Genomic DNA, 26502 nt, shown 5'->3' on the forward strand with positions numbered 1-26502 from the left:
CAGTGCAACCGGAGCAACGCATGTTTGAAGCCATGGGACTTGAGACTGTCATCGTCAGCACGATCGTCGGCGCCTGCGCCCTGTCTTTTGGCGCCAGCGCCTATCTGTTCATGCGCGCGCGCCCCGCAGCGGAGGCGAAGGATCTGGACAAGATCGTGAAGAACGCCCCCTACCACCGGCTGCACAACGTGCTGAAGGTCGAGGCCGGATCCTGATCTTTACCCGCATTTGACTGCGCATCAAAAAAGCCCCCGCCGAACCGGACAGGGGGCTTATCTGGGGCTTTGCTGTCAGCGCCGGGCGCTGGGCTTTATTTCATCTTGGACAATTTTTCCTGCAGCGCCGCCAGCTGTTTCTTGATGTCGTCCAGGTCCTCGCCACCGTTCTCGGATTTCTCGTCCTCCTGCACGCCGCCGGTCCAGCCTGACGTGCCAAAGCCGCCGGTCATCGCCTTCAGGAAAGCCTCCTGCTGCGCCTTCATCGCCTCGAACCCCGGCATCTTGGACATCGGGTTCATCGCGTTCATGTTTTCCATCATCTTCGACTGGCTCTCGCGCAGCATGTCAAAGGAGGTCTGCAGGAACTGCGGCATCACCCCGCCGCCGGGCACCATATAGCTGCGCACCAGGTCGTTCAGCACGTTCACCGGCAGCACATTCTCGCCGCGGCTCTCGTGCTCGGCAATGATCTGCAGCAGGTACTGGCGGGTCAGGTCGTCACCGGTCTTCAGGTCGACAATCTGCACCTCGCGGCCTTCCCGGATGAACCCCGCGATGTCCTCCAGCGTGACATAATCGCTGGTCTCGGTGTTATAGAGCCGCCGGCTCGCATACCGTTTGATCAGCAAGGGTTTGTCCTGATCTGCCATGTGTTCCCTCCCCGGTCATGACGCATTGCAGCGAAGCCTATGCCAGTGCAGAACAAAAGGGAAGCCTTGGCGTGTTTTCCGCAACAATTGTTCTGTACAGAGCTGCTGCATCTGCATCGAAAGCGCTTGACCTGAACCTGGCTTGAGCTTTTATCAGTACCCCCGCACCAGAATTTGCAGCGGGAGCACACAGCTATGAACATCCTGATCCTGGGCGGAACCGGCTCCATCGGCACCGCAGTCACCCAAGAACTGATCCGCCACGGCCACGGCGTCACTGGCCTCAGCCGGTCGCAAGCTTCGGACCGCAAGCTGGAAGCGATGGGCGCCCGCCCCCTGCGCGGCGATCTGCGCAGCCCCGGCGCCTGGGTCCGCGAAGCGGCCCGCGCGGACGGGCTGATCCAGCTCGCCGCAACCTTCGATGACGACATGGCCGAGGCCGATACCACGGCCATTGCCGCCATCCTGCAGCAAGCCGCCCTGCGCCCGGAGCCGCTGCGGATGATCTACACCGGCGGCTGCTGGCTCTATGGCGCGACCGGCAGCCGCATCGCGGATGAGGCCAGCCCGATGCGGCCGATCAAACCCTTTGCCTGGATGGAGAGGAACGCCCGCTCGGTTCTGTCCTCGCCCGCCGTCTCAGCCGCGGTGATCCACCCGGCGATGGTCTACCACGCCGGGGGCGGCGCGTTTTCAAGCTACCTCGACGCCGCCCGCAACGGCCAGCCGTTCGAGATCTGGGGCAGCATCTCTACCCGCTGGCCGCTGATCCAGCGCGATGACCTGGCCCGCGCCTACCGTCTGCTGCTGGAGGACCCGGACCTCACCGGCCATTTCAACGTCAGTTCCGAAGACGGCGTCCCGGTGGCGGAAATCACCGGCGAAATCGCCCGCCGCCATGGTCACGACGGCGGCTACGTGGTGCGCAGCCTGAAGCACGTGCTGATCAAATACGGAGCCTGGGCCGAAGGGCCTGCACTGGACCAGCAGATGGGCTCCTCGAAACTGCGGCGACTGACCGGCTGGCGGCCGCAATATGCCAGCTTCCGCGATGCGCAGTTCTGAAGGAAAGTCATAAACCGCTGAAAGAAAATGCGCTTCCCCCAACCATAAAACCACCAAAAAATCCTCAATATGATATAATAGAGGTCAGGTCTTTGAGTCTGTGGTGCAGGAAAAATGGCTGACCAAGGGGACAGACAAAGACAAGCTGCCATATTGATCGCTGACGTGGCCGGGTTTTCAGCGCTGGTCGAAACCGGAGAGACCGAGGCCGTTGCCGCGGTCCGCAATCTGGCTGACCAGATCATTGCACCCGCGGCGCAGCAGTATTCAGGCGAGCTTGTAAAAACACTCGGGGACGGCTTTCTGCTGGAGTTCCCCACCTCCCTGCAAGCTGTGAAAGCCGCCCTGCTGATTTCAAAGAAAACCGCTGCCAGCAGCGCCAGCCGGGCCGGCCCGCACCTGAGCCTGCGGATGGGCGTTCACACAGGCAACGTCATCGCGTCCGGCGGCGATCTGTTCGGCAATTGCGTCAATATTGCCGCCCGCCTCGAGAGCCTTGCCGGTCCCGGCGAAATCTGCGTCTCCGGCAAGGTGCAGGCGCAGGTGCGCGGCCGCATTAACGCTTCCTTTGACGATCTTGGCCTGCAGGTCATCCGCAACATCTCCGACCCGGTGCGGATATTCCGCATCTGCGAAAACGCCATGCCGCGGCTGGAACCGGAAGGCCCGGCCTACGACATCTCCGTCGCGGTCCTGCCCTTCCTGAACAAATCCTCCGGATCGGCAGCAGCTGGCAGCCTGGCAGACGCGCTGACCGAGGATGTCACCATCGGTCTCTCCCGCTTCCGCGACTTGCGCGTGATTTCCCGCACCACCGCGCTCCGCTTTGCCGCCAGCGCATCGGAAACATCTCTCGCGGCAGTGGAACTGGGGGTCAGGTATCTTGTCGAGGGCACGGTGCGGCAGCTGGCCGGCAAGACGCGGGTCACCGTGTCCCTGGCCGATGGCGTCAGGGGAACGTCACTGCTCAGCGAACAATACGACCGGGCCGAGGCCGCCAGCTTCAGCCAGGAGGACGCACTGGCCGCACAGATCACGCAAACTCTGGCCGGCCAGCTTCAAGCCACCGCCAAACGCAACTCCGCCAATATGAGCACCCGCGGCGAACCTTTGACTGCGCGGGAGCTAGTGCTGCAAGCCAAAGCCCTGCTGCTGGACACGCGGGAGGCGTTGCTTGAGTGCCGGACGCTCTACCAGCAGGCCTGTGACAGCGACCCTGGCAATGCTTCCGCCTGCTGCGGGCTGGCGCTGACCTATCTGGTGGAATGGATGAGCGGCTGGGGCCTGTCCCCGGAAGCAACCCTGGACAAGGCGTTTCCTCTGCTGCGCCGCGCAGCACGCATCGATCCCTTGGACAGCGTCGCCCAGCGGCGCCTGGCTGTGATGCATCTGTTCAAGGGGGAATTCGCCCTGGCAGAGGATCATTTCCAGCGCGCTCTGGCTCTGAATCCCAACGACACCGACGCCATCGCTTTCCGCGGCCTCTCCTATGTCTATCAGGGCGAGCATCAGAAGGCGCTGGCCGAACTGGACCAGGCCACATCCCGCAACCCGTTCCACCCGACATATTTTCACTGGTTCAAGGGCCTGGCGCTTTACATGTGCCGGGAATACCAGCCCGGCGCCGAAGAAGTGAACAAGGCCGTCGGGCTGTTTCCCGGATTCCCGGCCCCGCGCCGCCATCTGGCCGCCTGCTACGGGCAGCTGGGCGATGAAGAGGCCGCCGCGCTGGAGGCGGGGCGCATTCTGGAACTGGAGCCCGGGTTTTCCGTGTCCCGGATCAGCGAGACCCTGCCCTTTGCCCGCACCGAGGATCTGGAGCATTACTGCGAGGGTTTGCGCCGCGCCGGGCTGCCGGACTGACCCCCCGAAATGCAAAAGGACAGGCCTTGCGGCCTGCCCTTCTTCACGGTCCGGCTCCGTCAGGGAGGAGAGCGAGGGCCGGATCGTGGACGTTCTTACTTGGCAGCTGCCGAAGCTTTCTTCGCTGCGGAGGTCACCTCTTCGGTGGCCTTTTTCACGGCAGCGGTTGCTTCTTCGGTTGCGTCTTTGCCAGCAGCCATCAGCAGCTCAACGGTGTCCATCTGGACTTTCTTTGCCACTTCGGCAAAGGCAGCCATGTTTTCGGCAGCCACTTCAGCGGAAGCGGAAGCGAAGTCGGTTGCGGCTTTGGCGTAGTCGGCCGGCTCTGCCTTGACTTTGGAAACGTCGCCCAGCTTGGCGATGGTTTCTTTGGTCCACTTGTTGGAGATCTCGGCGGATTTGCCGGCAGCGTCCAGCGCAACGGCGGACAGCTTCTCGTTCAGAGCTGCGGTGTTCTTGAAGACGTCTTCCATCGCTTTGGTGTCAACCGGGAAGGCGCCCATGAAGTCTTTCATCATCGCGGTGAAGTCTTGGGTCTTTGCCATAGTTCTAATTCCTCAGAAAGCTGCAGCAGGACCATCCTGCGCTCTTAGCATGAGAGGAATATACTTTCTGCACCGCAGCATTTCAAGGGTTTTCTGCTGCAGTGCAGAAAAATTCTTTCTGCACCTGCAAAATCAACGGTTTGCCTTCACCTTCACATAGGATCCGGGCGCCGGCATCAAAGAGGGATAGCCCGAATCCCCCACCTCGCGGGCGGGAACCTGCTTGCCGGAGCGCTTCTTCAGCCAGTCGTTCCAGCGCGGCCACCAGGAACCCTCGTGGTATTCTGCGCCCTCCATCCAGGCCTCGCAGTCGCCCTTCAGGTCCTCGTTGGTGTAATGGCCGTACTTCTTCTTGCTCGGCGGGTTGACGATGCCGGCGATATGGCCGGACTCCGACACGATGAAGCTCTTGCTGCGCGAGCCCATCTGCTGCACGCCGTGATAGCAATCCTTCCAGCGGGCGATGTGATCGGTCTCGCAGGTGATCGCCATCAGCGGCACATCCACTTCCTTGATATGCAGCTTGTGGCCCATCAGCTCGAACCCGTCACCGACAAACTCGTTGTTCTGGCACAGGCCGCGCAGATACTGCACCGCCATCCGGCCCGGCAGGTTGGCGCCGTCACCGTTCCAGTAGAGCAGATCGAAGGCCGGCGGCGTCTCGCCCATCATGTAGCTTTTGACGGCGGGGCCATAAATCAGGTCCTTGGAGCGCAGGAATGACATGGTCCGCGCAATCACCCAGGACCGCAGCAGCCCCTCTTCTTCCACCTGCGCCTCGATCCCGTCGACGAAATCGTTCTGCAGGAACGGCGTGAACTCGCCTTGGTCGCCGAAATCCGTCAGCGTGGTAAAGAAAGTCGCCGATTTCACCGATTTGTCGCCCCGCTGCTTCAAAAGCGACAGGGTCAGGCTCAGCGTGGTGCCGGCGATGCAATAGCCGACCGCATTGACCTGATCCACCTTGCAGATCTCCTTGGCGGTCTCGATCGCGGTCAGGAAGCCCTCCTGGATGTAATCCTCCATCCCCACGTCGGCGTGGCTGGCATCGGCATTGACCCAGGACACCACAAACAGGGTGTAGCCCTGCTCGGTCACCCATTTGATCAGGCTGTTCTGCGCCTTCAGGTCCAGGATGTAGAACTTGTTGATCCAGGGCGGGAACAGCACGATCGGAGTTTCATGCACGGTGTCCGTCACCGGCTTGTACTGGATCAGCTCCATCATCCGGTTGCGGTAGACCACGTCGCCCGGCGTGGTGGCGATGTTGCCGCCCAGCTCAAAGGCGCTCTCATCCGCCAGCCGCACCACCAGTTCGCCGTTGTTGGCCTCCAGATCGGTGACCAGGTTCTCCAGCCCGTCGATCAGCGATTGGCCTTCGGTCTCCACCGCCTTCTCCAGCGCGTCCGGATTGGTTGGCAGGAAATTGGTCGGCGCCATCATCTCGATGATCTGATCGGCAAAGTAGGTCAGCCGCTGCTTGTCCCTGCGGTCCAGGTCCACCGCCTCATGCACCGCTTTGCGGATCGCATCCGCGTTGGTCATGTACTGCTGCTTCACGAAGTTGAAGTAGGGATTGCTCTCCCACAGCGGATTCGAAAAACGGCGGTCCTTCGGGCCGCCGTCATCCGTGCTCTCCTGTTTTCCAGCCAGGGCTTTCTGCGCTTCGGCGAAATTCAGCACAGACTTGCTCCAGTATTCGACCTGTTGCTCCAGGATCTTGGCCGGGTTCTGCATCGCCTCCGCCCAATAGGCGGTTGCTGCGCGCGCATAAAGCTCTTGATTCGGACCGTCCAAAGCCGGGTTGTGCGGCACCTTCCGGGACATGACATCGGCCAGACGCTTGCTTAACTCCTCCACGCGAGTCATGTTTTCCTTAAGCTTTTCAATGCTCTCGGAATTGGCCGCTGCGGATAATTCGTCACTAGTTGTCATAAAAAAGAATCCCTCATAGGCTTTCTGCTGTGCAGAATACTATTCTGCAAAAATTAGGGCAAAGCGGCGATTGGTCCAATGTTCCGGAATTTCCGGTGACGTTACGCCGGGACGGATCGCGAAGGAGGCAGGCATGCGTTACATGATGACCTACGATCTGATGGAGACCGTCCGGAACACCAACCAATGGTTGGGCGCCACCGCCCTCTCCATGGCATCTTACCCGGTCTTTTCCGCCTTGCCAAACCCTGCGCTCAGCTGGATGGCCGCCTGGGGCGAAGTGACGGAACGTACTTACCAGCGCATGGTTGTGAAACCGGCCTGGGGCATCCGCACCTTCACCTGCGAGGACGGCAAGGACCACCTGGTGGACATCACCACCGTGGTGGAGCGCCCGTTCGGCGACCTCATCCACTTCAAGGTCAACGGACGCGAGGAACAGCCGCGCAAGGTGCTGCTGGTTGCCCCGATGTCCGGCCATTACGCCACCCTTCTCCGCTCTACCGTCAAGAGCTTGCTGGTGAACTGTGAAGTCTATGTGACGGACTGGCACAACGCCCGCGACATTCCTGTTTCCGCAGGGAAATTCGACGTCGAGGACTACACGCTCTACCTCGTCGATTTCATGCGCGAGCTGGGCCCCGACACCCATGTGGTCGCGGTCTGCCAGCCGGTGCCGCTGACGCTGGCCGCCACCGCCTATCTGGCGGAACAGGACCCCAAGGCGCAGCCCTCCTCGCTGACGCTGATCGGCGGCCCGGTGGACCCCGATGCCACCCCGACCGAAGTCACAGATTTCGGCCGCCGCGTCACCATGGGCCAGCTCGAGGAAACCATGATCCAGCGCGTCGGCTTCAAGTATCCCGGTGTGGGACGCAAGGTCTACCCGGGCCTGCTGCAGCTCGCTTCTTTCATGTCGATGAACGGCGAACGCCACTCCAAGGCCTTCATGGACCAGATCCAGCGTGTTTCCCGCGGCGAAGCCTCGGACCACGATGCGCACAACCGCTTTTATGACGAATACCTGGCGGTGATGGACATGACCGCGGAATTCTACCTGTCGACGGTCGAACGCATCTTCAAGAAGCGCGAGATCGCCCGCAACGCGTTCGTGGTGAACGGCCACAAGGTCGATTTCTCCAAGATCACCGACGTGGCGGTCAAAACCGTCGAAGGCGCCAAGGATGACATTTCTGCCCCCGGCCAATGCATCGCCGCGCTGGATCTCTGCACCGGCCTGCCGGAAGAGAAGAAGGCCAGCCATGTGGAGCCCGGCGCCGGTCACTACGGCATCTTTGCGGGCCGCAGCTGGCGCAACAACATCCGGCCGCTGGTGATCGACTTCATGAACGCCAACAGCCGCAAGAAACCGGCGGCCCGCAAACCCGCCAACAAAAACACGGCTGCCTGACCGCATGGCGGACGGGCTGGCGTTTTCCTGCAATTGCGGGGCCTTGCGCGGCGAAGTTGCTGTGCAAGGCATCAAGACCGGCACACGTGTCGTCTGCCATTGCGCCGACTGCCGCGCCAATGAGCTGTACCACGGCCAGCCCGACCCGGCCCCCGATCCGGTGGACCTGTTCCAGCTGTCACCCGATGCCATCACCATCACCCAGGGCGCCGAGCATCTGAAGGCGCTCCGCCTCGGTCCCCGCGGCCCGTTGCGCTGGTACGCATCCTGCTGCGGCACCCCGTTCGCCAATACGCTGGCCAAGCCCGGCCTGCCCTTTGCCGGGATGCGCTCCGATCTGTTTCAGGACAAATCCGCCCTGGGCAAGATCCGTGCCAGGGCCTTCATCCCCGCCCCGGGCAAGCAAGCCCGCACCAAGGGCGGCGGCGCCATGGCCTGGGGCATTCTCAGCCGGATGATCACCGCGCGGCTGTCAGGCCGCTGGAAGGACACGCCGTTCTTTGATCCTGAAACCGGCAAGCCGGTGGCGGAGCCTCATCTGATCAGCAAAGCAGAGCGCGCCCGGCTTTATCCCTGAGCGCAAAGCGCAGGCGAAGGAGCAGGTTCAGCAGCAGGTGCTGCCAGCCAGTGCAGCAGCGCCCGGTTCAATGCGTCCGGCTGCTCCAGCACGGGGAAATGCCCGGCATCCGGCAGGATGACCAGCCGCGCATCCGGAATCAGCTGCGCCAGCAGGTCCAGCTTTGCCGGCGGCACGATCGTGTCATGCTCCCCGCCCAGAACCAGCGTGGGCACATGCACCCGCCGCATCGTCGCCTGCTGATCCGGCCGCCGCTGCAGGGCGCGCGCCTGCGCCACATACATCTCCGGTCCCAGTTCCATCCCCATCCGGCAGAACAGCTTGTGTACCTCTAGCCGCAATGGGCCGGGTGCGAGAGCGTCCATCGGCAGCGTCTCGCGCAGCACGTCCTCCAGCCGCCCGGCGCGCGCCGCGACGATCTGCGGCTCCCGGCCGGCGGCCTGGTCCGGAGTGTCGGCCAGCGGGCCGGCCCCGATGATGCACAGGCGGCTGATCCGCTCCGGCGCCCGGCGCATCAGTTCCATCGCCAGGATACCGCCCATCGAGACCCCCGCCAGGGCGAATCGCGGCGGCAGGTGGCTCAGCATCCGGGCGGCAATCTTCTCCACCGTGTCGCCGCCTGCCAGCGGCAGCACCATCACCGGCATGCTTCCGGAAAACGTCCTGACCTGAGCGTAAAATATCCGGCCGTCGCACATCATGCCCGGCAGCAGAACCAGGGGTTCGCGGCACGGTTGCTGATCATAAGGCATGTCCTGCCCTCGCGGTTTGCCTCCCACCCGTTCGTCAACTCTGCGGGCGGCAAAGACCTGGATCAAGAAAAACCTTCCGGCGGCGGCAATTTACGGAGAAGCTGCCGCCGCCGCGCCACGCTCAGTAGCCGTTCCAGCGGAACGCGCCGTCCTCTGCCAGCGGCGAAAACGGGTTGAAGGCGATCTCCCAGACATGCCCGTCCGGGCTGCGGAAATAGCCGTGATGGCCGCCCCAAAACACATCCTGCGCGGGCTTCAGCACCTCTGCCCCGGCGGCCTCGGCCGCGGCCAGCAGTTCCGCCACCTCTTCTTTGGTCCGGCTGTTGTGGCTCAGCGTCATGGCACCGGTTCCCAGCGTCTCCGGCGGCAGGCCGATATCCTCTGCCAGCGCCGCCAGCGGATAGAGGCCGAGCGTCTGCGAAATCAGGTCGAAGGCAATCACTCCGTCCGGGCTTTCCGCCCGCTTCCAGCCCAGGGCCTCATAAAAAGCCGCGGCCTTCTCCATGTCCGGCACGCCCAGCGTAATCAGGCTCACCCTTTGTTCCATCACTCAAACCCTTGTGCCCTCAACCACTTCAAGATGCCATTCACCGTTGCCTGCGTCTGGCTGGGCGACACCACGTCACCGGCCAGAATGTGGCCATGCTCGTCATCGGCCAGCCCCGGCGGCACCAGGTTCACCGCCACCGGGCCGCCCCATCGCGCGGCGATCCCGGCAGTGATGTCCGGCCGCACCACCTTATCGCCATCCGAATACCAGAACAATACAGGAACATTTGCAAGACTGAAATCCATGCCCCGGACCGTTTGCAGCATCGCAGCCATCGGCAGCACGGCCAGCGACGGGTATCGCGTGGTCCAGAACCGGCCATAGGCCTCGCTGCGCACCGGCAGCACTATCTCCTGCCCGGCCAGCGGCGGCAGCCAGTAGCGCGCGGCGGGCCAGGTCAGCAGCGGCGCAAAAGCCGTGTTCAGCCCGTAGTTCGGCGACATCAGCACCATCGCATCGATGGCCGGCGCCAGGTCCGCATCCAGCGCCGCCACCGTGGCCAGGGTGGCACCGGTGGAATTGGCGATCACCACAACCCGCTCCCCCACCTGCGCCGCCGCCGCCAGCGCCTCAGCAGTGTCCTGCATCCAGGCCTTGGGCGAGCCCTCCAGCATCGCCGCGCCGGAGCGTCCGTGGCCGGTCAGCCGGGTAAAGACCAGATTGGCCCCCAGGGCCTGCGCCACCCGGTCCGGCACCGGGCGGATTTCTTCGGAGGTCGCGGAAAAGCCGTGGATGTACAGGACTGAAACCGCCGTCCGCGTCTCCGCCTGCCCCGCCCAGACCAAACGCTTTTCTGCACCGGGAGTGATGTCCTCGAACCGGCTCTCGACGCTCTCGAAGTAGACCTGCACGCCTTCGCCGAACTTGCGGGTGTCAAAGCTGGCGCTCAGGTCCACATCTTCATAGGGGCCAAAGGTCCACAGCGCCGCCGCCGGCACCGCCAGCGCCAGCAGACCCCGCCCCAGGGCGCGTCCGAACCTGCGCATCAGGCGCCGCCCAGAACGTCCAGCACCGCGTCTTCGATCATCTTCAGGCAGGCCTCATCCGAAAACCGGTGATCGGCGTCCTTCACCAGGTTCAGCCGCATGTCCGGGCAGGTCGCATGGTCCAGCAGCCGCAGTGCGGTCTCGGTGGAAACAGCCGTATCCGCCGTCCCCTGCAGGCAGCGCACCTTGAAGGGCAGGAACAGCGGCGAGCGCAGCACCAGACGCTTGCGCCCGTCCTCGATCATCCGCTTGGAGATATGGTAGGGCTCCATGTAATCGCTCGGCAGCTCCACATAGCCCTTGGCGTCCAGCTCCGCCTTCTGCGCGTCCGAGAAATTGGCCCAATAGCCGTCCTCGGTGAAATCCGGCGCCGCGGCGATGGTCACCAGGCCCTTGATCCGCTCCGGCATCTCCCGCGCCAGCAGCAATGCCTGCCAGCCGCCCATGGACGACCCCACCGGCACGATCTCCCCTTCGGTCAGCTGCGCCACCGCCGCCAGAGTGTCCTCGTGCCAGTCGCCGATGCAGCCTTCCTCGAAGGTGCCGGAACTTTCGCCGTGGCCGGAATAGTCGAACCGCAGAAACGCCTGGCCCCGCGACTTGGCCCAAGCCTCCAGATGCACCGCCTTGGTGCCCTCCATATCCGACTTCAGCCCGCCCAGGAACACCACGCACGGCCCCTGCCCCTCGCTCTTGTGATAGGCAATCCGGCGGCCCTGGGCGGTCTCAAGGTAAGATGCGGCTGGCATGTCTTTGCTCTCCTGTGCTTTTCCCAAGATGTGGCACGGCTCCGCCCGCCCCGCAAGCGGCAGCACTGCCTGCTTGCAACACCCCCGCCGGCTTCCTTATGGTCCGCAAAAATTTTTTGAAGGACCCGGGGCATGTTCAGACTCATCAAGGGCATTTTCACAGGCGCCGCCATTCTCGCGGTGGCGCTGGCCACGGCCTGGGCCGTGCTCGCCCTGTGGTACCGGCTGCCGTTCGAGGCGCTGGGGCGCAGTGCCCTGGCCGGCGGCTTTGCCCTTCTGGGCCTTGCAGTCAGCGCCGGACTGTTCCGCCGCCGGGCCTTGCGTGCTCTTACCACCTTCACCCTGGCCCTGGCCGCGGTCATCCTGTGGTGGTCCACCCTTACCCCGCCCGCGGACCGCAACTGGGCGCCCGACGTGGCCCGCCAGGTGACCGGCAAGGTCGAGGGCGACATCCTCACCCTTAGGGACGTGCGCAATTTCGCCTGGGAAACGCCGGAAGACTTCACCGAAAACTGGGAAACCCGCAGCTACGACCTGACCAAGCTCCAATCCACCGACCTGTTCCTGTCCTACTGGGCCGGGCCGCAGATGGCGCACATGATCGTCAGCTTCGGCTTTGAAGGCGGCGAACATATCGCCTGGTCGGTCGAGGTGCGGCGCCAGCAGGGCGGCGGCTTCTCCCCGGTTGCCGATCTGTTCAAGTCCAACACCCTGGTGCTGGTCGCTGCGGATGAGCGCGACGTGGTCGGCACCCGCACCAACGCCCGCGGCGAGGACGTGCAGCTGTTCCGCATCGGTGTCGGCCCCGACACCGGCCGGGAACTGCTGCTGAAATATGTCGAGACCGCCAACAGCCTGGCGGCCCGGCCTGAATGGTACAATTCACTGACCACCAATTGCACCACCGTTGTGATGGACCTGATCCGCAGTTTCGCGGATGAGGTGCCGCTGGACTGGCGGGTGCTGGCCAACGGCTATCTGCCGGAATTTGCCTGGGAACAGGGCGTGCTGGACCAGAGCCGCAGCGTGGGCGAATTGCGCGCGCTTGGCAGCATCACCCCGATTGCACAGGCGCATGGGGTGACACCGGACTACTCCGCAATGATCCGTGAAGGCGTGCCGTCACCGGCCCAATAGTCCGGGATCCTTTTCATCTGGTCGGAAAATTCCCGGGGAGCGAGAGGGGACAGACCCCCCCCCCCCCCCCCACCCCCCCAATTCGGTCAGGAAAGGCCGGCAGCCGCTGTCCTGCCGGCCTTCTGCATCTGCAAACGGCCCAGCAAGTTCCGGATCCGGCTCAGCGTCTCCCCGGTCTGCACCGCCTTCTCCGCATTTGCCCCGCCTTCGATCTGCGCGCCATGCTCATAAGACAGATGGCGATGCGACAGGATCTTTTGCGACTGGCACAGCGCGGTTTCAATCAGATCCACATCTTCAACCGTCAGGTCAAAGTTCGGGTTCGGGCGGGTCATCGGAACACTCCTGGTATGTCCTTGGGTCTCAGGTTTCGGTCACCCTGCCCCGGATCGCCATCCATGGCAACTATTTTTTTGTTATTTTTCAAATGCTTACCAGTATACACATATGTGCAATCGCATGCGCAGGCACACAATCGGATTTTCCGGCGCAATAACAATCACATGCAAAGCCGCCTTGACTTGGCACGGCTTTGACCGCAAAACGCGCGGACCAAACACATACCCGCAACCGGGCGTTCTGTGGGCGCCAAACCGACGAGGAGCAGCCAGACCATGGCCCAAATCTCTCTCACCTTCCCTGATGGCAATGCACGATCCTATGACGCAGGCGTCACGCCCGCGCAGGTGGCTTCCAGCATTTCCACCTCGCTGGCCAAAAAAGCCATCTCTGCCACCGTCAACGATCAGCACTGGGACCTGCAGTGGCCGATTGACGGCGACGCCACCATCGCCATCCACACCATGAAGGACGAGATTCAGGCCAACGAGCTGATCCGCCACGACCTGGCGCATGTCATGGCGCGCGCGGTGCAGGAAATCTGGCCCGACACCAAGGTCACCATCGGTCCGGTGATCGAAAACGGCTGGTATTACGACTTCGACCGGGCTGAGCCCTTCACCCCGGAGGACCTCGGCGCCATCGAGAAAAAGATGAAGGAAATCATCAACAAGCGTGATGAGGTCCGGACCGAGGTGTGGGAGCGCGACCGCGCGATCCAGCATTACACCGACAACAATGAGCCCTATAAGGTCGAGCTGATCGAGAGCATCCCCGGCGATGAGCCGCTGCGGATGTACTGGCACGGCGACTGGCAGGACCTCTGCCGCGGCCCGCACCTGCAGCACACCGGCCAGCTGCCGGGGGATGCCTTCAAGCTGATGTCGATTGCCGGCGCCTACTGGCGCGGCGACAGCTCCCGCGCCATGCTGCAGCGGATCTACGGCGTTGCCTTCACCGGCAAGGAAAAGCTGAAAGCGCATCTCACCATGCTGGAAGAGGCCGCCAAGCGCGACCACCGCAAGCTGGGCCGCGAGATGGACCTGTTCCACATGCAGGAAGAGGCGCCGGGCCAGATCTTCTGGCACCCGAACGGCTGGACCGTCTACACCCAGCTGCAGGACTACATGCGCCGCCAGCAGCGCAAGGGCGGCTACGTCGAGGTGAACACCCCGCAGGTCGTGGACCGCAAGCTGTGGGAGGCCTCGGGCCACTGGGACAAGTACCAGGAGAACATGTTCATCGTCGAAGTCGACGAGGAGCACGCCCGCGAGAAGGCGGTGAATGCTCTGAAGCCGATGAACTGCCCCTGCCACGTGCAGATCTTCAATCAGGGCCTCAAGTCCTACCGCGACCTGCCGCTGCGCATGGCCGAGTTCGGCTCCTGCAACCGCTACGAGCCCTCCGGCGCGCTGCACGGCATCATGCGGGTGCGCGGCTTCACCCAGGACGACGGCCACATCTTCTGCGCCGAGGATCAGATCGAGTCCGAGACCGCGGAGTTCATCGACTTCCTGTCCAAGATCTACAAGGATCTGGGCTTTGAGAAGTTCTCGGTGAAATTCTCCGACCGTCCGGACACCCGCGCCGGTTCCGATGAGGTCTGGGACAAGGCAGAGGCCGCGCTTCTGTCCGCCACCCGCGCCGCCGGGATCGAGCCGGAACTGAACCCGGGCGAAGGCGCCTTCTACGGCCCCAAGCTGGAGTTCGTGCTGACCGATGCCATCGGCCGGGACTGGCAGTGCGGCACCCACCAGGTCGACTTCGTGCTGCCGGAACGCCTGGACGCCACTTATATCGGCGCCGACGGCGCCAAGCACCGCCCGGTCATGCTGCACCGTGCCACCCTCGGCTCCTTCGAGCGCTTCATCGGCATCCTGATCGAAGAACACGCGGGCAAGCTGCCGTTCTGGCTGGCACCGCGCCAGGTGGTGGTCGCCTCGATCACCTCTGATGCGGATGCCTACGTGCAGGAGGTTGTCGCCGCGCTGAAGATGGCAGGCGTGCGCGCCGAGGCCGACATCCGCAACGAGAAGATCAACTACAAGGTCCGCGAGCACTCGGTGGGCAAGGTTCCGGTCATTCTCGCCGTCGGCCACCGCGAGGTCGAGGAGCGCACCGTCTCCGTCCGCCGTCTTGGCGAAAAGCAGACCAAGGTGGAAAGCCTCGAAAATGTTACAAAGGCCCTGGCGGTGGAAGCCACCCCGCCGGACCTTCTGTAACATTCCGCCCCGAAAACAGCTTCAGCGGCCCCCATTTGGGGGCCGCTTTGTTTCATGAACAGGTTAAATCCCATTATTTCAGGGATTTGTGCGGCTTTCCGCTCTCACATACACTGACGCGGGCGTGAGACACGGCCTCGTGACTTAATTTCCCGAAAACCTCGGGTTAGTGTTTTCCTGTCAACACGACACCGCACGTTTAACCGAAAGGAATTCACGAGATGTCGACCACCGCAAAATCCCTGGCCGTTGCCAGCGCCGTTGCCGCCGCCCTGACCGCAGCATCGACTATCCCCGCTGCTGCTGCCACCAAGGAAAAATGCTACGGCGTTTCGCTGGCAGGCCAGAACGACTGCGCCGCCGGCCCCGGCACAACCTGCGCAGGCACCTCGACCACCGACTACCAGGGCAACGCCTGGACTCTGGTTGACGCAGGCACCTGCGAAGGCATGGAACTGCCCGCGATGGCAGACGGCACTGAACGCAAGGGCTCGCTGGAGCCGCTGGAGCGCGACCTGCCGGCATAAGATCGGCCTGATTTCCGGGGCGGGAGTGTGAGTTCCCGCCCCTTTTGCACCCGGACACAGGACCCGCCATGCTTGACGCCGCTGCACATGACAAACTGCCTGCCGCTCCCGGCGTTGGCTACAAGCCGCAGCATTTCGCCCAGATCACCGCGGACCCTGGCGCTGTCAAATGGCTGGAAATCCATGCGGAAAACTACATGGGCGACGGCGGCCGCCCGCTTGCGCAGCTGCGCCACCTGTCCGAACGCTTTGCCATGTCGGTGCATGGCGTCGGCCTGTCGATTGGCGGCGAGGGCCCGCTGGATGCAGACCACCTCGCCCGGCTCAAGCATCTGGTGGGATGGCTGAATCCGGCAAGCTTTTCCGAGCATCTGGCCTGGTCCACCCATGACAGCCATTTCTACAACGACCTGCTGCCGCTGCCTTACACGGATGCCAGCCTGCAGCGGATCTGCGATCATATTGACGAATTGCAGGACACCATCGGCCGCCGGATGCTGCTGGAAAACCCCTCCAGCTACCTCGCCTTTGCCGAGAGCACCTGGTCCGAGCCGCAGTTCCTTGCGGAAATCTCCCGCCGCACCGGCTGCGGCCTGCTCTTGGACGTGAACAACGTCTTTGTCTCGGCCACCAACCTCGATTTCTCGCCGCAGGGCTACATCGACGCCTTCCCGCTGGACGAGGTGGGGGAGATCCACCTCGGCGGCCATGACGAGGATGAGGACGGCCACGGCCGCCCCCTGCTGATCGACAGCCACGGACGCGCGGTGGTGGACCCGGTCTGGGCGCTCTTGGACTATACCCTCGCCAAATCCGGCCCCAGGCCGGTGCTGATCGAATGGGACAACGACGTGCCGGACTGGCGTGTGCTGGAAGCCGAGGCCGCCCGCGCCGCAGCCGCGCTGGAGCGCGTTCCGGCATGAGTGTGACCCAGACAGAATTCACCCGCGCCATGATGGATGCGGGCCAGCCGGTGCCGGACGGGCTCACCGATCACCTCGGCCAGCCCGCGGGCCGCCGCTTCAGCGTCTACCGCAACAATGTCGCCGTCTCCCTGACCGAGGCGATGCACAGCGCGTTTCCGGTGATTGCCAAGCTTCTGGGCAAGCAGAACATGGACGGGCTGGCAGGCATCTACCTGCGCCAGCACCCGCCATCCACGCCCCTGATGATGTTCTACGGCGCGCATTTCCCGGCTTTCCTGGAAGGCATGGAGCAGCTCAGGCACCTCGGCTACCTCGGCGATGTGGCGCGGCTGGAACTGGCCCTGCGCCGCACCTACCACGCCGCCGATGCCGGCCCGATCGCGCCGGAGGCGCTTGGCGCCCTGCCGCCGGACCAGCTGATGAACACCCGGCTGACGCTGGCGCCCGCGGTGGACGTGCTGTGCTCGTCCTGGCCCATACACGCCATCTGGCGCTACAACACCGAAGACGGCGCGCCCAAGCCTGAGGCACAGGCCCAGGACGTGCTGATCACCCGCCCCGAATTCGACCCCATTCCCCAGGTTCTGCCGCCCGCGGGCGCGCACTGGATCCGCGCCCTGATGGGGGGCGCCACCATCGGCGAAGCGCTGGAACAGGCCGCCGCCGCAGACGAAACCTTCGACCTGGGTGCCACGCTGGCCCTGCTGTTGCAGGGCGGCGCGATCACCGGATTGGACAGCAAAGGGTAAATCCATGCACGCACTTGTCTCCATTCACGACGCCGTTTTCCGCCAGGTGGAAAGGGCCGGCAACTGGCTGCTGCCGCTGGCGGCGCGCTTTGTCTTTGCCTCCACGCTGCTGCTGTATTTCTGGAATTCCGGCCTGACCAAGCTGGGTGACGGCATCCTTGGCCTGTTCAGCCCGTCGATCGGCGCCTACAGCCAGATCTTCCCGAAACAGCTGGAGGCCGCAGGCTATGACGTCTCGCAATTCGGCCTGTTCCAGAAACTTGTGGTGCTGGCCGGCACCTACGCCGAATTCATCCTGCCGCTGATGATCGTGGTTGGACTGCTGACCCGCCTGGCCTCGCTTGGCATGATCGGCTTTGTCATCGTGCAGTCGCTGACCGACATCTACGGCCACGGCGCCACCGATGACAAAACCCTCGGTGCGCTGTTCGACCGCTTCCCCGATGCGGTGATCCTGGACCAGCGGCTGTTCTGGATCTTCCTGCTGGCGGTTCTGGTGATCAAAGGCGCAGGCGCCCTGTCGGTCGACGCTCTGCTGCGCCACCGGATGGAGCCCGTCACGGCCTGACCCTGCACACCGCCCAACAAAAAAAGGCGCCCTGCTCCGGCAGCGGCGCCTTTTCCATTCGGACCGGGATTGCGTCAGAAATGCGCCTTGGGCTCATCCGGCTTGCCGGCTGCCAGCGCCATCAGCCCGCCCACCGCGGCAAAGCTCAGCGGGAAGATGGTAAAGACGTTGAGGCCGAAGCCCGCATACATCCCGGCCGCCGAACCCAAGAGCAGGATCCCGCCCCACAAGGCCCGCGCCCGCGCCATTGCGCCGCCGGCAATGGCCAGAAGCGGCGACAGAACCGCCAGAAGCCGCAGCTGCTCGACGTTATCGACCTGCTCGGCCAGCCCCTCGACCTCGCCGAAATGCTCTACTGCGGCGGTGTAGCCATAGCCGAAAAAGCCCACCACCATGCCGAAAATCCCGGCGATGATCCCCAGAACAAGGGCTGCATTGCGCATTATCCGTCTCCCAAAATCTGCGGTAACGACATAGGCGCCGCCTCAGCCGGCGCCAAGGGCCGCTTTCGTGTTCTGATCCCACCCCAGGAATAATTCCCCGTCACGCTCGATCAGCGGCCGCTTCATCAGCGCCGGATGCGCGCGCAGCAGCGCCAGCGGCTCGCCGGCGCGTTCCTCCTCGCTTAAGCCTCGCCAGGTGGTGGAGCGCGTATTGACCAGCTTGGCGCCGAATTGCGCATGGGCGGCCTCCAGCAGCCCGTCCGGCATGCCATCCGCGCGGATATCGACCAGCTCCGAATCCGTAAGCTGCTTCAACGCCTTGCGGCAGGTATCGCAGTTCTTGAGTCCGTAGATTTTCATCATGCCTTCATGCTCCCCACACGGAATTCACACAATTTATGGTGGAATTTTCCGGTTTCTCTTGATTTTCAGCCAGCCCGTGCAAAACTCCAGGTTGTTCGGCTTCACCTGCCCCTCGTGGACAGGGAACAGGCCGGATGCCCCGGGAGGCCCCTGGGCGACGTGCAAAGTAGAAGGAGACACGGGAAATGCCAAGCGGCACCGTGAAGTGGTTCAACACCACCAAAGGGTACGGGTTTATTGAACCCGATGAAGGCGGCAAGGATGTGTTTGTGCACATTTCAGCGGTGGAGCGGTCGGGCATGACCGGTCTCGCCGACAATATGAAAATCGGCTACGAGCTGACCGAGGGCCGCGACGGCCGGAAAATGGCGGCAGAGCTCAAGGCGATCTGACATTTCAAATATGCACTGCGCCCAGGTCCAGCTGGGCGCAGGCAAAGGCGCAGGCTTCAGCCCCGCCGCAGATACTCCATCATCACGCAGGCCGGATCGCTGTCGCGAAGCACCGTTTCTCCGGCCTTGGTCCAGTCGTCTGCCTGAAACTCCGGAAAATAGGCGTCCGCATCCTCGATGGTCAGGTCGACCTCGGTCACCAGAAGCCGGTCCGCCATCCCCAGCATCCCGCCATAGATCCGCTCTCCGCCGATGCCATAGACGCGCCGGTATCCCTGCGCATAGGCCGTCTCCACCGCCGCCTCGATCGACGGCAGCACGGTTTCCGCCGCCTGCGGGTCGGAGGACACCACCAGATTGAGCCGGTTCTTCAGCGGCTTCACCGGCAGGCTGTCCCAGGTGTTGCGGCCCATGATGAGGGCGCCGCCCAGGGTTTCGCGCTGGAACGCCTTCAGATCCTCCGGCGCGAACCACGGAATGTCATTGCCCTTGCCGATGGCGCCGTTGCGCGCCCGCGCAGCGATCAGGGTAATCATGCCTGTTGTCCTTGTTTCTTAGACCGCAACCGGCGCCTTGATCACCGGGTCCGGGTCATAGTTCAGGATCTCGAAATCCTCGAACCTGAAGTCGAAAATCGAATTCACCTGCCGCTTGATCCGCAGCTGCGGCAGCGGCTTGGGGGTGCGCGACAGCTGCAGCTGCACCTGCTCCACATGGTTTGAATAGATATGCGCGTCGCCCATCGTATGCACGAAATCCCCGGCCTCATACCCGGTCACATGCGCCAGCATCGCCAGCAGCAGCGAGTAGGAGGCGATATTGAACGGAACGCCCAGGAACATGTCTGCCGAGCGCTGATACAGCTGCATATGCATTTTGCTGCCCGCAACCCGCACCTGCCACAGCGTATGGCAGGGCGGCAGCGCCATGTCCGGAACATCCGCAGGGTTCCAGGCCGACACGATCAGGCGGCGGCTGTCGGGGCTGCTGCGGATCATCTCCACCAGACCGGCGATCTGGTCGACGCTGCCCGCACGGTACAGCGGCTCATCGCCGATGGTGCCCTCGGCCGTCTCCAGCTTGGGGAACCGGCGCCACTGATGGCCGTAGACCGGGCCCAGATCGCCGTTCTCATCGGCCCATTCGTCCCAGATCGAGACCCCGTTTTCCTTCAGGTAGCGGATGTTCGTGTCCCCGGACAGGAACCACAAAAGCTCATGAATGATCGAGCGCAGATGCAGCTTCTTGGTGGTCACCAGCGGGAACCCGTCCGCCAGCGGATACCGTGCCTGCATCCCGAAACACGACAGCGTTCCGGTGCCGGTCCGGTCGTCCGACGGTTCCCCGTGATCCAGAATATATTGTAGCTGTTCGTGATACTGCTGCACCGCCGCCCCCTGCCGCTGCCCGGAATGTTACACCGGCATACCCAATGGCACGCCGCGCGCCAAGGCAGAAAAATACCACCCACCGCACCCCGGTATCATACCATATCTGCCACTCAACGCGATACAGGAAACTACATGCAGGTAGCGCATCCGCCACGGTTGCGCTCAAAACCGCGCTGTTCAATTGACAACTGCAACGCCGCAGCCGAAGGTGGCGCAAAACGAAAAAAACTTATTGAGGTAGAGGCAGATGAGGCGCTTTTGGCTAGGACTCGCGGCAGCGTCCGTGGTGTCCGCATGCGGCGGGGGGAATCCCTTCAACACAACGACCGATGACGATACCGGTACTGACACCGGGTCCACCAGCCGGGAAGGCCTGCCGCCGGGTACCGACAACCCGTCGGCAAATGCAGCCATTTTCCGCTCTGAACCAACTGAAGCAGATGGGGGCTCTCGGGGCGACGGCTATGCCACGGGCATCAGCTATGACGCAGATAGCGATACATTTACGGTCGATAACCTGGGTTTTGACGGGGACAACACCTACAGCCGCGGCACGGCAATTGCCTCGCTTGGGCCGTATTCGGTCTACGAGGCCGACTCGACTTTCCCGGACATCATTGACGGCCAACTCATCAATCAGCTCGCACACCGCGCGATTTACGGCGTAAGCACCTCTGGCAACACGGAGTTTGCCATTGTCAGAACCGGCGACTACGTGGACTACGGCTTTGGCGGCTTCATCTACCAGCGCCACAATGGCGTGACCCTCCCTTCCAGCGGCCAGGCTGTATACACCGGCACGATGGCCGGTATCCGGGACTTCGATGGCGCAGGCGGCCTAGAATACTCGACCGCAGACGCCCAGATTGCAATCGACTTTGACGACTTCAATGATTCCACCGGCACCCGCGGCGATGCCGTACGCGGCGTATTCAACAACAGGCGGATCTTTGACATCAACGGCAATGACATCACAAACGACGTCATCACCCGGGTCGAAACTGAAAACACCATTAACCTGAACGGTGAACTGCCGACGCTGGTTTTCGACGTCGGGCCGGGAGTTCTGGACGACAATGGCGAAATGGTCGGAACGCTGCAAAGCTTTTACACCGACAACAACGGCACAATCACAACCTTCGAGGAAGGCAACTACTACGCCGTCATGTCCGGCGACAATCCGGATGAAATAGTCGGCGTTATGGTGGTGACCACCGGGCTTGATCCTGCCGCAACAACCGTGCGGGAAACCGGCGGCTTCATCGTGTACAATCCTGACAACTGATGGTTCCGGGCCGCTTCAGGAGCTGGTGCAGCGCCGTGCAGGCGCTGCTGCTAGCGGCTGTGCCGCTAGCTGTTGCGGCCGCACCGCAAGGGCAACAGGCCGCGACCCCCAAACAGGTTCGCGCAGCAGCGGCCGACGCTTTGGGGGCAGGCGATTCCAGAGCTGCCTATGCCTTCTCCAGCGCTCTGCTGAAGCGAGACCCTAATGACCGTACCGCCCTGCTCCTCAAGGCGCAGGCGGCCCGGTCGCTCGGCGATTTCAAGACTGCCCGCCAATCCGCCCGTCAGGCATGGAAGCTGGCGGACACTGGCGAAGACAAGTTCAATGCTTCTTTGATCATGGCACAGGCGCTGTCCTCAGGCGGCCAGCGCAACCTGGCGCAGTTCTGGCTGCGGCGTGCTGCTCACCATGCGCCCAGCAGGCTGCATGAGCGCCGGGCAATCCGCGATTTCCAATACCTGCGCGCCACAACCCCCTGGCACCACCGTCTTTCCTTCTCCATTACACCGGACTCGAACGTCAACAATGGCTCCAGCGAATCCTCGATTTACGTGCCGCTTTACGGCCGCCGCTTCGGGCTTTCCGGCAGCGCCCAAGCCCTGTCCGGGATTGAACACGCGGTGGAACTGAACTCCCGCTACCGCTTCAAGGCATCCGAGACCCGCGCACATGACCTGCTTCTGTCCGCGGAATACCGCACCTACACGCTGTCGTCAGAGGCCAAAGCACAGGCGCCCGGCGTCAAGGGCAGCGATTTTGCCTTCGGATCGCTGACCGCCGGATACGCGCACAAGGGTCTGAACTTCGACCGCCGCGGAGAGTACCGTGCCGGCCTCGATGCCGGGCAAAGCTGGTACGGCGGTGAGGAGTACACCCGGTTTCTGCGCCTTAGGGCTGGACAAAGCTACAAGCTGGCTCCCGGGCGGGTTCTCGGTGCTAATGTGCTTGCCGAAAGCCACAACGGCCTGCGCGCAAATGACCTGGACACCCTGCGCGGCGACCTGTCTTACAGCTTCCGGACCAAATCCGGGCTTTCTGTCTGGAGCAATCTGTCCATTGCCGAGGCCGACTCCAGCTCCGCTGTCGAAGATTTCTCCGAACTTGGCCTGCAAGCGCAGATCACCCTGCCCAAACCCGTATTCGGTGCTGTTGCGCGCTTCGGGTTCTCGGCCCGCAGCCGTGACTATGCGCTATCGCCTTACAGCCTGTCCGGGCGGCAGGACGACAAATTCACCGCGGACTTCTCCCTGACTTTCAGGCAGGTCGATTACTATGGATTCAATCCAACCTTGCGGGTGTCCGGATCGACAACGGACAGCAACGTCGATCTATATAAGTCGAACAGGCTGGGGGTGAATTTCGGGATCCAATCGGCTTTCTGACCTCCAGCCTCTCGACTCTGCGACCAGCTGCAATAGGCTGGGCCGCAACCCCAAACAGGAGACCGCCATGCCCCTCACCTATCTGCACACCATGGTCCGGGTGAAGAACCTGGAGAAATCCATCGCCTTCTACCAGCTTCTCGGCCTGCAGGAGACCCGCCGCTACGAGAATGAGCAGGGCCGCTTCACCCTGGTCTTCATGGCCCCGCCCGGCCAGGAGGAGGCACCGGTTGAGCTCACCTACAACTGGGACGGCGACGACGCGCTGCCCAGCGACAGCCGCCACTTCGGCCATCTCGCCTATGGGGTGGATGACATCTATGCCGCCTGCCGGCATCTGATGGACAATGGCGTCACCATCAACCGCCCGCCGCGCGACGGCCGCATGGCCTTTGTGCGCTCGCCCGACAACATCTCCATCGAACTGCTGCAGAACGGCGACGCCCTAGCCCCGGCAGAACCCTGGGCCAGCATGGAAAACACCGGCCACTGGTAAGCCCGCTCCGCCGTCACTCGGGGCATTGGCAACGCGGGCAAACCGCGGCGCGGCACCGCTTTGCGGGCGCAGCTGCGGGCGCACAGTGCCGGCACACAATACCGGGCGCTGGCACAGGCTTCGGGTTGCGCGCCAAAGCGGCAGGTTTGCCGCCCGGTGCGCGCAGGCCTGGGCCCGCACAAAAAACCGGCGCAGCCCCCAGGGGAGCTGCCGGTGATTTCTGCCAGTCTTGTGCAAATAAAAACCCGCAAAAAAAGGGCGGCGCTTCTGCTGCCGTCTGCCGTGACCCTGGCCTGAGCCCGGCGCATTACCCTTTGATACGGTCAGAGCATGGTTTCCCCTCATGCCCCGTCTGCGGCCAGCCGGTGTTTCCCCGGCGTGTCCGGCCATCGCCTTCTGGACCGGCTTGCCCCAGCCGGCGCCTCAGTAGATGTAGCGGATCTGGTCCGACCAGTAGCGCTCCATCCGCTTCAGCGACGAGGTGATGTCCTCGATGCCTTCCGAAGTGATCACGTTCTTGCCTTCCAGCCCTTCGGCGTGGCGGGAGAACAGCGCCGACACGATGTCGCGGATCTCGCGGCCGCGCTGGGTCAGGCGCACCCGCACGGAACGGCGGTCGATCTCGCAGCGCTGATGGTGCATATAGCCCATCTCGACCAGTTTCTTGAGGTTGTAGCTGACGTTGCTGCCCTGATAGTAACCGCGGGTTTTCAGTTCCCCGGCGGTGACCTCATTGTCGCCGATGTTGAACAGCAAGAGCGCCTGGACCGCATTGATCTCCAGCACTCCGACGCGTTCAAACTCATCCTTGATGACGTCCAGCAGCAGGCGGTGAAGGCGCTCAAGCAGACCCAGCGCCTCCAGGTAGCCAGTCATGAATCCTTTGCGGTCCGTCTGGCCAATTGGCAATTCCATACTCATTCGCATCTCCGACTCGAATTTGCTCCTGAGACAAGATGCCAACAATTCCCGAAAAATCCGTTAAGCCGGAATTTTATTATTTTTGATGGGTTTGGGCGATCTCCGCAACCAAGGCGCGGAACCGCTCCTGCGGTTCCGCCTGGCCGGTCACCCACTGGTACAGATCCTGGTCGTTCTCGTGCAGCAGCTGGTCGTAAAGATCCAGCTGCGCCTCGTCCATCTGCTCCAGGCTGGCGGCTGCATAGGCCGACAGCAGGATATCCATTTCCTTGATACCCCGGCGCATGGAGCGCATCTGCAGCCGCTTCAGGCGGGTGGCACGGTCTTCCTGCATCCTGCGGCCTCAGGCCGGTTCCGATGCCGGCGCGTCAGTGACCTGCAGCAGGGCCCGCAGTTTCTTTTCCAGCCGCGCTGCGCGCTCCGCGTTCTGGCGCATCTCGCTGCGCAGCGAGCGCAATTCATTCAGAACGCTGGTGAAATCACCGGCTTCCAGCTCCAGCGGCGCCGGCTCCGTCATGCCTTCGCCCTCGCCGGTCAGCAGCCAGGACATCGACACGTTCAAAAGCCCCGCCAGCATGGTCAGCTTGTTGGCGCGCGGTTCCGACAGGTCCCGCTCCCAGGCGCTCAGGGTCGATTTCTTGACACCGATCCGCCGCGCCAGCTGGCCCTGAGTCATCCCGGCCGCTTCGCGCGCCGCTGCAACGCGGTCGCCGAAAGTTGCTGCATCCGGGCCATACCAGTCTGTGTTCTGCTCAGTCATTGTCCGTTCTCCTAACTCAAAGTGCCAATGCAGCTTGATCGCTGTTTGGCGGCAACCTATGACAGTTCCGCACAACATACAAACCGGGGCACCGCCAATGTCTTTCCTGTCCGAGACCTTATCCCGCGTCAAACCGTCACCGACCATAGCGATGACCGCAAAAGCGGCAGAGCTGAAGGCCGCGGGACGCAACGTCATCGGCCTCAGTGCCGGTGAGCCGGACTTTGACACGCCGCAAAACATCAAGGATGCCGCGGTTGCCGCCATTGCCGCGGGCAAGACCAAATACACCGCCCCCGACGGCATCCCCGAACTGAAGCAGGCGGTCTGCGCCAAGATGAAGCGCGACCACGGGCTCGACTACACGCCGGCGCAGGTCTCGGTCGGCACCGGCGGCAAGCAGACGCTCTACAACGCGCTGATGGCGACGCTGAACCCGGGCGACGAGGTGGTGATTCCCGCCCCCTACTGGGTCAGCTACCCTGACATGGTGCTGCTGGCCGGCGGCACGCCGGTTGTGGCGGAAACCGCACTGGAAGCCAATTTCAAACTGACCGCCGATCAGCTGGAGGCAGCGATCACCCCCAGGACCAAATGGTTCATCTTCAATTCGCCCTCCAACCCCACCGGCGCCGGCTACAGCTGGCAGGAGCTGAAGGCGCTGACCGAGGTGCTGATGCGCCATCCGCATGTCTGGGTGATGACCGACGACATGTACGAGCACCTGGCCTATGACGGGTTCGAATTCTGCACGCCTGCGCAGGTGGAACCGGGGCTTTATGAGCGCACCCTCACCTGCAACGGCGTCTCCAAGGCCTATGCGATGACCGGCTGGCGCATCGGCTATGCCGCGGGCCCGGAAAAACTGATCGCCGCCATGCGCAAGGTGCAGTCGCAGTCGACCTCCAACCCCTGCTCTGTCAGCCAATGGGCCGCGGTTGAGGCATTGAACGGCACCCAGGCCTTCCTGGCGCCCAACAACGAGACCTTCAAACGCCGCCGCGACCTGGTGGTCTCGATGCTGTCGGAAATCGAGGGCATCACCTGCCCCACGCCCGAGGGCGCGTTCTATGTCTACCCCTCCATCGCCGGGCTGATCGGCAAGACCACGCCCGCGGGCAAGGTGATTGAAACCGATGAGGATTTCGCCACCGCCCTGCTGGAGGAAGCGGACGTTGCCGTGGTGTTCGGCGCCGCCTTCGGACTGTCGCCCAATTTCCGCGTCAGCTACGCAACCTCCGACGCAGCGCTGGAAGAGGCCTGCCGCCGCATCCAGGCGTTCTGCGCCGCGCTGACCTGA

31 protein-coding genes are annotated in these 26502 nt (G+C 63.1%); 16 read left to right on the forward strand and 15 right to left on the reverse strand.

Annotated elements, in window-relative coordinates; genetic code table 11:
* Window positions 1–20 precede the first annotated feature (20 nt).
* The gene (locus tag AC58NV_RS04340; RefSeq protein ID WP_497226027.1) at window positions 21–215 is read left to right on the forward strand and encodes a hypothetical protein; all 195 of its coding nucleotides are present in this window, start codon (window positions 21–23) and stop codon (window positions 213–215) included.
* Between the two features lie 95 nt (window positions 216–310).
* Here the strand turns inward: AC58NV_RS04340 and phaR are convergent, their stop codons facing one another.
* Window positions 311–868: a polyhydroxyalkanoate synthesis repressor PhaR gene (gene phaR / locus AC58NV_RS04345; RefSeq protein ID WP_497226028.1), complete on the reverse strand. Its 558-nt coding sequence runs from the start codon at window positions 866–868 to the stop codon at window positions 311–313.
* 195 nt (window positions 869–1063) lie between these two features.
* Between phaR and AC58NV_RS04350 the strand changes: the two genes are divergently transcribed.
* Entirely contained in the window at window positions 1064–1933 is an 870-nt protein-coding gene (locus AC58NV_RS04350) for an NAD-dependent epimerase/dehydratase family protein (RefSeq protein ID WP_497226029.1), read from the forward strand.
* A 114-nt stretch (window positions 1934–2047) separates the two neighbouring features.
* The gene (locus AC58NV_RS04355; protein WP_497226030.1) at window positions 2048–3796 is read left to right on the forward strand and encodes an adenylate/guanylate cyclase domain-containing protein; all 1749 of its coding nucleotides are present in this window, start codon (window positions 2048–2050) and stop codon (window positions 3794–3796) included.
* Between the two features lie 95 nt (window positions 3797–3891).
* Here the strand turns inward: AC58NV_RS04355 and AC58NV_RS04360 are convergent, their stop codons facing one another.
* Together AC58NV_RS04360 and AC58NV_RS04365 are read right to left on the reverse strand one after the other, a co-directional pair.
* Complete coding sequence (locus tag AC58NV_RS04360; RefSeq protein WP_497226031.1) at window positions 3892–4341, reverse strand: phasin, PhaP; 450 nt, start codon at window positions 4339–4341, stop codon at window positions 3892–3894.
* Window positions 4342–4473: 132 nt separating this feature from the next.
* Window positions 4474–6276 carry a PHA/PHB synthase family protein gene (locus AC58NV_RS04365; protein ID WP_497226032.1) on the reverse strand — a complete coding sequence of 601 codons (1803 nt, stop codon included), beginning with the start codon at window positions 6274–6276 and terminating at the stop codon, window positions 4474–4476.
* A 133-nt stretch (window positions 6277–6409) separates the two neighbouring features.
* Here AC58NV_RS04365 and phaZ point away from each other — a divergent pair, with 133 nt between their 5' ends.
* Together phaZ and AC58NV_RS04375 are read left to right on the forward strand one after the other, a co-directional pair.
* On the forward strand, window positions 6410–7687 hold the full coding sequence (gene phaZ, locus AC58NV_RS04370) for a polyhydroxyalkanoate depolymerase (protein ID WP_497226033.1): 1278 nt from the start codon (window positions 6410–6412) through the stop codon (window positions 7685–7687).
* A 4-nt stretch (window positions 7688–7691) separates the two neighbouring features.
* The gene (locus AC58NV_RS04375) at window positions 7692–8264 is read left to right on the forward strand and encodes a DUF6151 family protein (RefSeq protein ID WP_497226034.1); all 573 of its coding nucleotides are present in this window, start codon (window positions 7692–7694) and stop codon (window positions 8262–8264) included.
* Here the strand turns inward: AC58NV_RS04375 and AC58NV_RS04380 are convergent.
* The 4 genes from AC58NV_RS04380 to AC58NV_RS04395 all read right to left on the reverse strand — a co-directional run bounded on the left by AC58NV_RS04380 (window position 8255) and on the right by AC58NV_RS04395 (window position 11301).
* Window positions 8255–9016 (reverse strand): alpha/beta fold hydrolase, encoded by a 762-nt coding sequence (locus tag AC58NV_RS04380; RefSeq protein ID WP_497226035.1) that lies wholly within the window; start codon window positions 9014–9016, stop codon window positions 8255–8257. The two genes, AC58NV_RS04375 and AC58NV_RS04380, sit on opposite strands and share 10 nt — an antisense overlap.
* Window positions 9017–9137: 121 nt before the next feature.
* Complete coding sequence (locus AC58NV_RS04385) at window positions 9138–9563, reverse strand: VOC family protein (protein WP_497226036.1); 426 nt, start codon at window positions 9561–9563, stop codon at window positions 9138–9140.
* Window positions 9563–10552 (reverse strand): alpha/beta hydrolase, encoded by a 990-nt coding sequence (locus AC58NV_RS04390; protein ID WP_497226037.1) that lies wholly within the window; start codon window positions 10550–10552, stop codon window positions 9563–9565. The genes AC58NV_RS04385 and AC58NV_RS04390 overlap by 1 nt, the downstream gene beginning before the upstream one ends.
* Window positions 10552–11301 carry an alpha/beta hydrolase gene (locus AC58NV_RS04395; RefSeq protein WP_497226038.1) on the reverse strand — a complete coding sequence of 250 codons (750 nt, stop codon included), beginning with the start codon at window positions 11299–11301 and terminating at the stop codon, window positions 10552–10554. Before AC58NV_RS04395 ends, AC58NV_RS04390 begins: the two co-directional genes overlap by 1 nt.
* Window positions 11302–11433: 132 nt before the next feature.
* On the opposite strand from AC58NV_RS04395, the gene AC58NV_RS04400 reads away from it, so the two are divergent.
* The gene (locus AC58NV_RS04400; protein WP_497226039.1) at window positions 11434–12438 is read left to right on the forward strand and encodes an Lnb N-terminal periplasmic domain-containing protein; all 1005 of its coding nucleotides are present in this window, start codon (window positions 11434–11436) and stop codon (window positions 12436–12438) included.
* An 86-nt stretch (window positions 12439–12524) separates the two neighbouring features.
* Here the strand turns inward: AC58NV_RS04400 and AC58NV_RS04405 are convergent, their stop codons facing one another.
* Window positions 12525–12773: a hypothetical protein gene (locus AC58NV_RS04405; RefSeq protein ID WP_497226040.1), complete on the reverse strand. Its 249-nt coding sequence runs from the start codon at window positions 12771–12773 to the stop codon at window positions 12525–12527.
* Between the two features lie 279 nt (window positions 12774–13052).
* Between AC58NV_RS04405 and thrS the strand changes: the two genes are divergently transcribed.
* The 5 genes from thrS (at window position 13053) to AC58NV_RS04430 (ending at window position 17769) form a co-directional block, all read left to right on the forward strand.
* On the forward strand, window positions 13053–14999 hold the full coding sequence (gene thrS / locus AC58NV_RS04410) for a threonine--tRNA ligase (RefSeq protein WP_497226041.1): 1947 nt from the start codon (window positions 13053–13055) through the stop codon (window positions 14997–14999).
* Window positions 15000–15220: 221 nt separating this feature from the next.
* Window positions 15221–15526 (forward strand): BufA1 family periplasmic bufferin-type metallophore, encoded by a 306-nt coding sequence (locus AC58NV_RS04415; RefSeq protein WP_019295611.1) that lies wholly within the window; start codon window positions 15221–15223, stop codon window positions 15524–15526.
* 68 nt (window positions 15527–15594) lie between these two features.
* The gene (gene bufB / locus AC58NV_RS04420; protein ID WP_497226042.1) at window positions 15595–16449 is read left to right on the forward strand and encodes an MNIO family bufferin maturase; all 855 of its coding nucleotides are present in this window, start codon (window positions 15595–15597) and stop codon (window positions 16447–16449) included.
* Complete coding sequence (locus AC58NV_RS04425; RefSeq protein WP_497226043.1) at window positions 16446–17201, forward strand: HvfC/BufC N-terminal domain-containing protein; 756 nt, start codon at window positions 16446–16448, stop codon at window positions 17199–17201. The genes bufB and AC58NV_RS04425 overlap by 4 nt, the downstream gene beginning before the upstream one ends.
* A gap of 4 nt (window positions 17202–17205) precedes the next feature.
* The gene (locus AC58NV_RS04430) at window positions 17206–17769 is read left to right on the forward strand and encodes a DoxX family protein (RefSeq protein ID WP_366662050.1); all 564 of its coding nucleotides are present in this window, start codon (window positions 17206–17208) and stop codon (window positions 17767–17769) included.
* Window positions 17770–17843: 74 nt separating this feature from the next.
* On the opposite strand, the gene AC58NV_RS04435 is transcribed toward AC58NV_RS04430, so the two are convergent.
* Both AC58NV_RS04435 and AC58NV_RS04440 read right to left on the reverse strand, forming a co-directional pair.
* A complete protein-coding gene (locus AC58NV_RS04435) occupies window positions 17844–18212 on the reverse strand; it encodes a hypothetical protein (protein WP_497226044.1) in 369 nt (122 codons plus the stop codon).
* 42 nt (window positions 18213–18254) lie between these two features.
* Entirely contained in the window at window positions 18255–18572 is a 318-nt protein-coding gene (locus AC58NV_RS04440; RefSeq protein WP_497226392.1) for an ArsC/Spx/MgsR family protein, read from the reverse strand.
* 188 nt (window positions 18573–18760) lie between these two features.
* Between AC58NV_RS04440 and AC58NV_RS04445 the strand changes: the two genes are divergently transcribed.
* On the forward strand, window positions 18761–18967 hold the full coding sequence (locus tag AC58NV_RS04445) for a cold-shock protein (RefSeq protein ID WP_366662047.1): 207 nt from the start codon (window positions 18761–18763) through the stop codon (window positions 18965–18967).
* Between the two features lie 56 nt (window positions 18968–19023).
* Here AC58NV_RS04445 and AC58NV_RS04450 read toward each other — a convergent pair whose 3' ends face one another.
* Together AC58NV_RS04450 and AC58NV_RS04455 are read right to left on the reverse strand one after the other, a co-directional pair.
* Window positions 19024–19503 carry a dihydrofolate reductase gene (locus tag AC58NV_RS04450; protein ID WP_497226045.1) on the reverse strand — a complete coding sequence of 160 codons (480 nt, stop codon included), beginning with the start codon at window positions 19501–19503 and terminating at the stop codon, window positions 19024–19026.
* A gap of 18 nt (window positions 19504–19521) precedes the next feature.
* Window positions 19522–20355, reverse strand: a complete 834-nt coding sequence (locus AC58NV_RS04455) for a thymidylate synthase (protein ID WP_497226046.1) — start codon at window positions 20353–20355, stop codon at window positions 19522–19524.
* Window positions 20356–20605: 250 nt separating this feature from the next.
* On the opposite strand from AC58NV_RS04455, the gene AC58NV_RS04460 reads away from it, so the two are divergent.
* From AC58NV_RS04460 to AC58NV_RS04470, 3 genes are all read left to right on the forward strand, one after another.
* A complete protein-coding gene (locus AC58NV_RS04460) occupies window positions 20606–21643 on the forward strand; it encodes a hypothetical protein (RefSeq protein ID WP_497226047.1) in 1038 nt (345 codons plus the stop codon).
* A gap of 35 nt (window positions 21644–21678) precedes the next feature.
* Window positions 21679–23025: a surface lipoprotein assembly modifier gene (locus AC58NV_RS04465; RefSeq protein ID WP_497226048.1), complete on the forward strand. Its 1347-nt coding sequence runs from the start codon at window positions 21679–21681 to the stop codon at window positions 23023–23025.
* 67 nt (window positions 23026–23092) lie between these two features.
* A complete protein-coding gene (locus AC58NV_RS04470) occupies window positions 23093–23521 on the forward strand; it encodes a VOC family protein (protein ID WP_497226049.1) in 429 nt (142 codons plus the stop codon).
* 423 nt (window positions 23522–23944) lie between these two features.
* Here the strand turns inward: AC58NV_RS04470 and AC58NV_RS04475 are convergent, their stop codons facing one another.
* The 3 genes from AC58NV_RS04475 to AC58NV_RS04485 all read right to left on the reverse strand — a co-directional run bounded on the left by AC58NV_RS04475 (window position 23945) and on the right by AC58NV_RS04485 (window position 25202).
* On the reverse strand, window positions 23945–24442 hold the full coding sequence (locus tag AC58NV_RS04475) for a MarR family winged helix-turn-helix transcriptional regulator (protein WP_366662041.1): 498 nt from the start codon (window positions 24440–24442) through the stop codon (window positions 23945–23947).
* Window positions 24443–24518: 76 nt separating this feature from the next.
* On the reverse strand, window positions 24519–24776 hold the full coding sequence (locus AC58NV_RS04480; RefSeq protein ID WP_366662040.1) for a succinate dehydrogenase assembly factor 2: 258 nt from the start codon (window positions 24774–24776) through the stop codon (window positions 24519–24521).
* A 9-nt stretch (window positions 24777–24785) separates the two neighbouring features.
* Window positions 24786–25202 carry a helix-turn-helix domain-containing protein gene (locus tag AC58NV_RS04485; protein ID WP_366662039.1) on the reverse strand — a complete coding sequence of 139 codons (417 nt, stop codon included), beginning with the start codon at window positions 25200–25202 and terminating at the stop codon, window positions 24786–24788.
* Between the two features lie 97 nt (window positions 25203–25299).
* On the opposite strand from AC58NV_RS04485, the gene AC58NV_RS04490 reads away from it, so the two are divergent.
* Window positions 25300–26502: a pyridoxal phosphate-dependent aminotransferase gene (locus AC58NV_RS04490; RefSeq protein WP_497226050.1), complete on the forward strand. Its 1203-nt coding sequence runs from the start codon at window positions 25300–25302 to the stop codon at window positions 26500–26502.

Source organism: Leisingera sp. ANG49 (assembly GCF_059694505.1).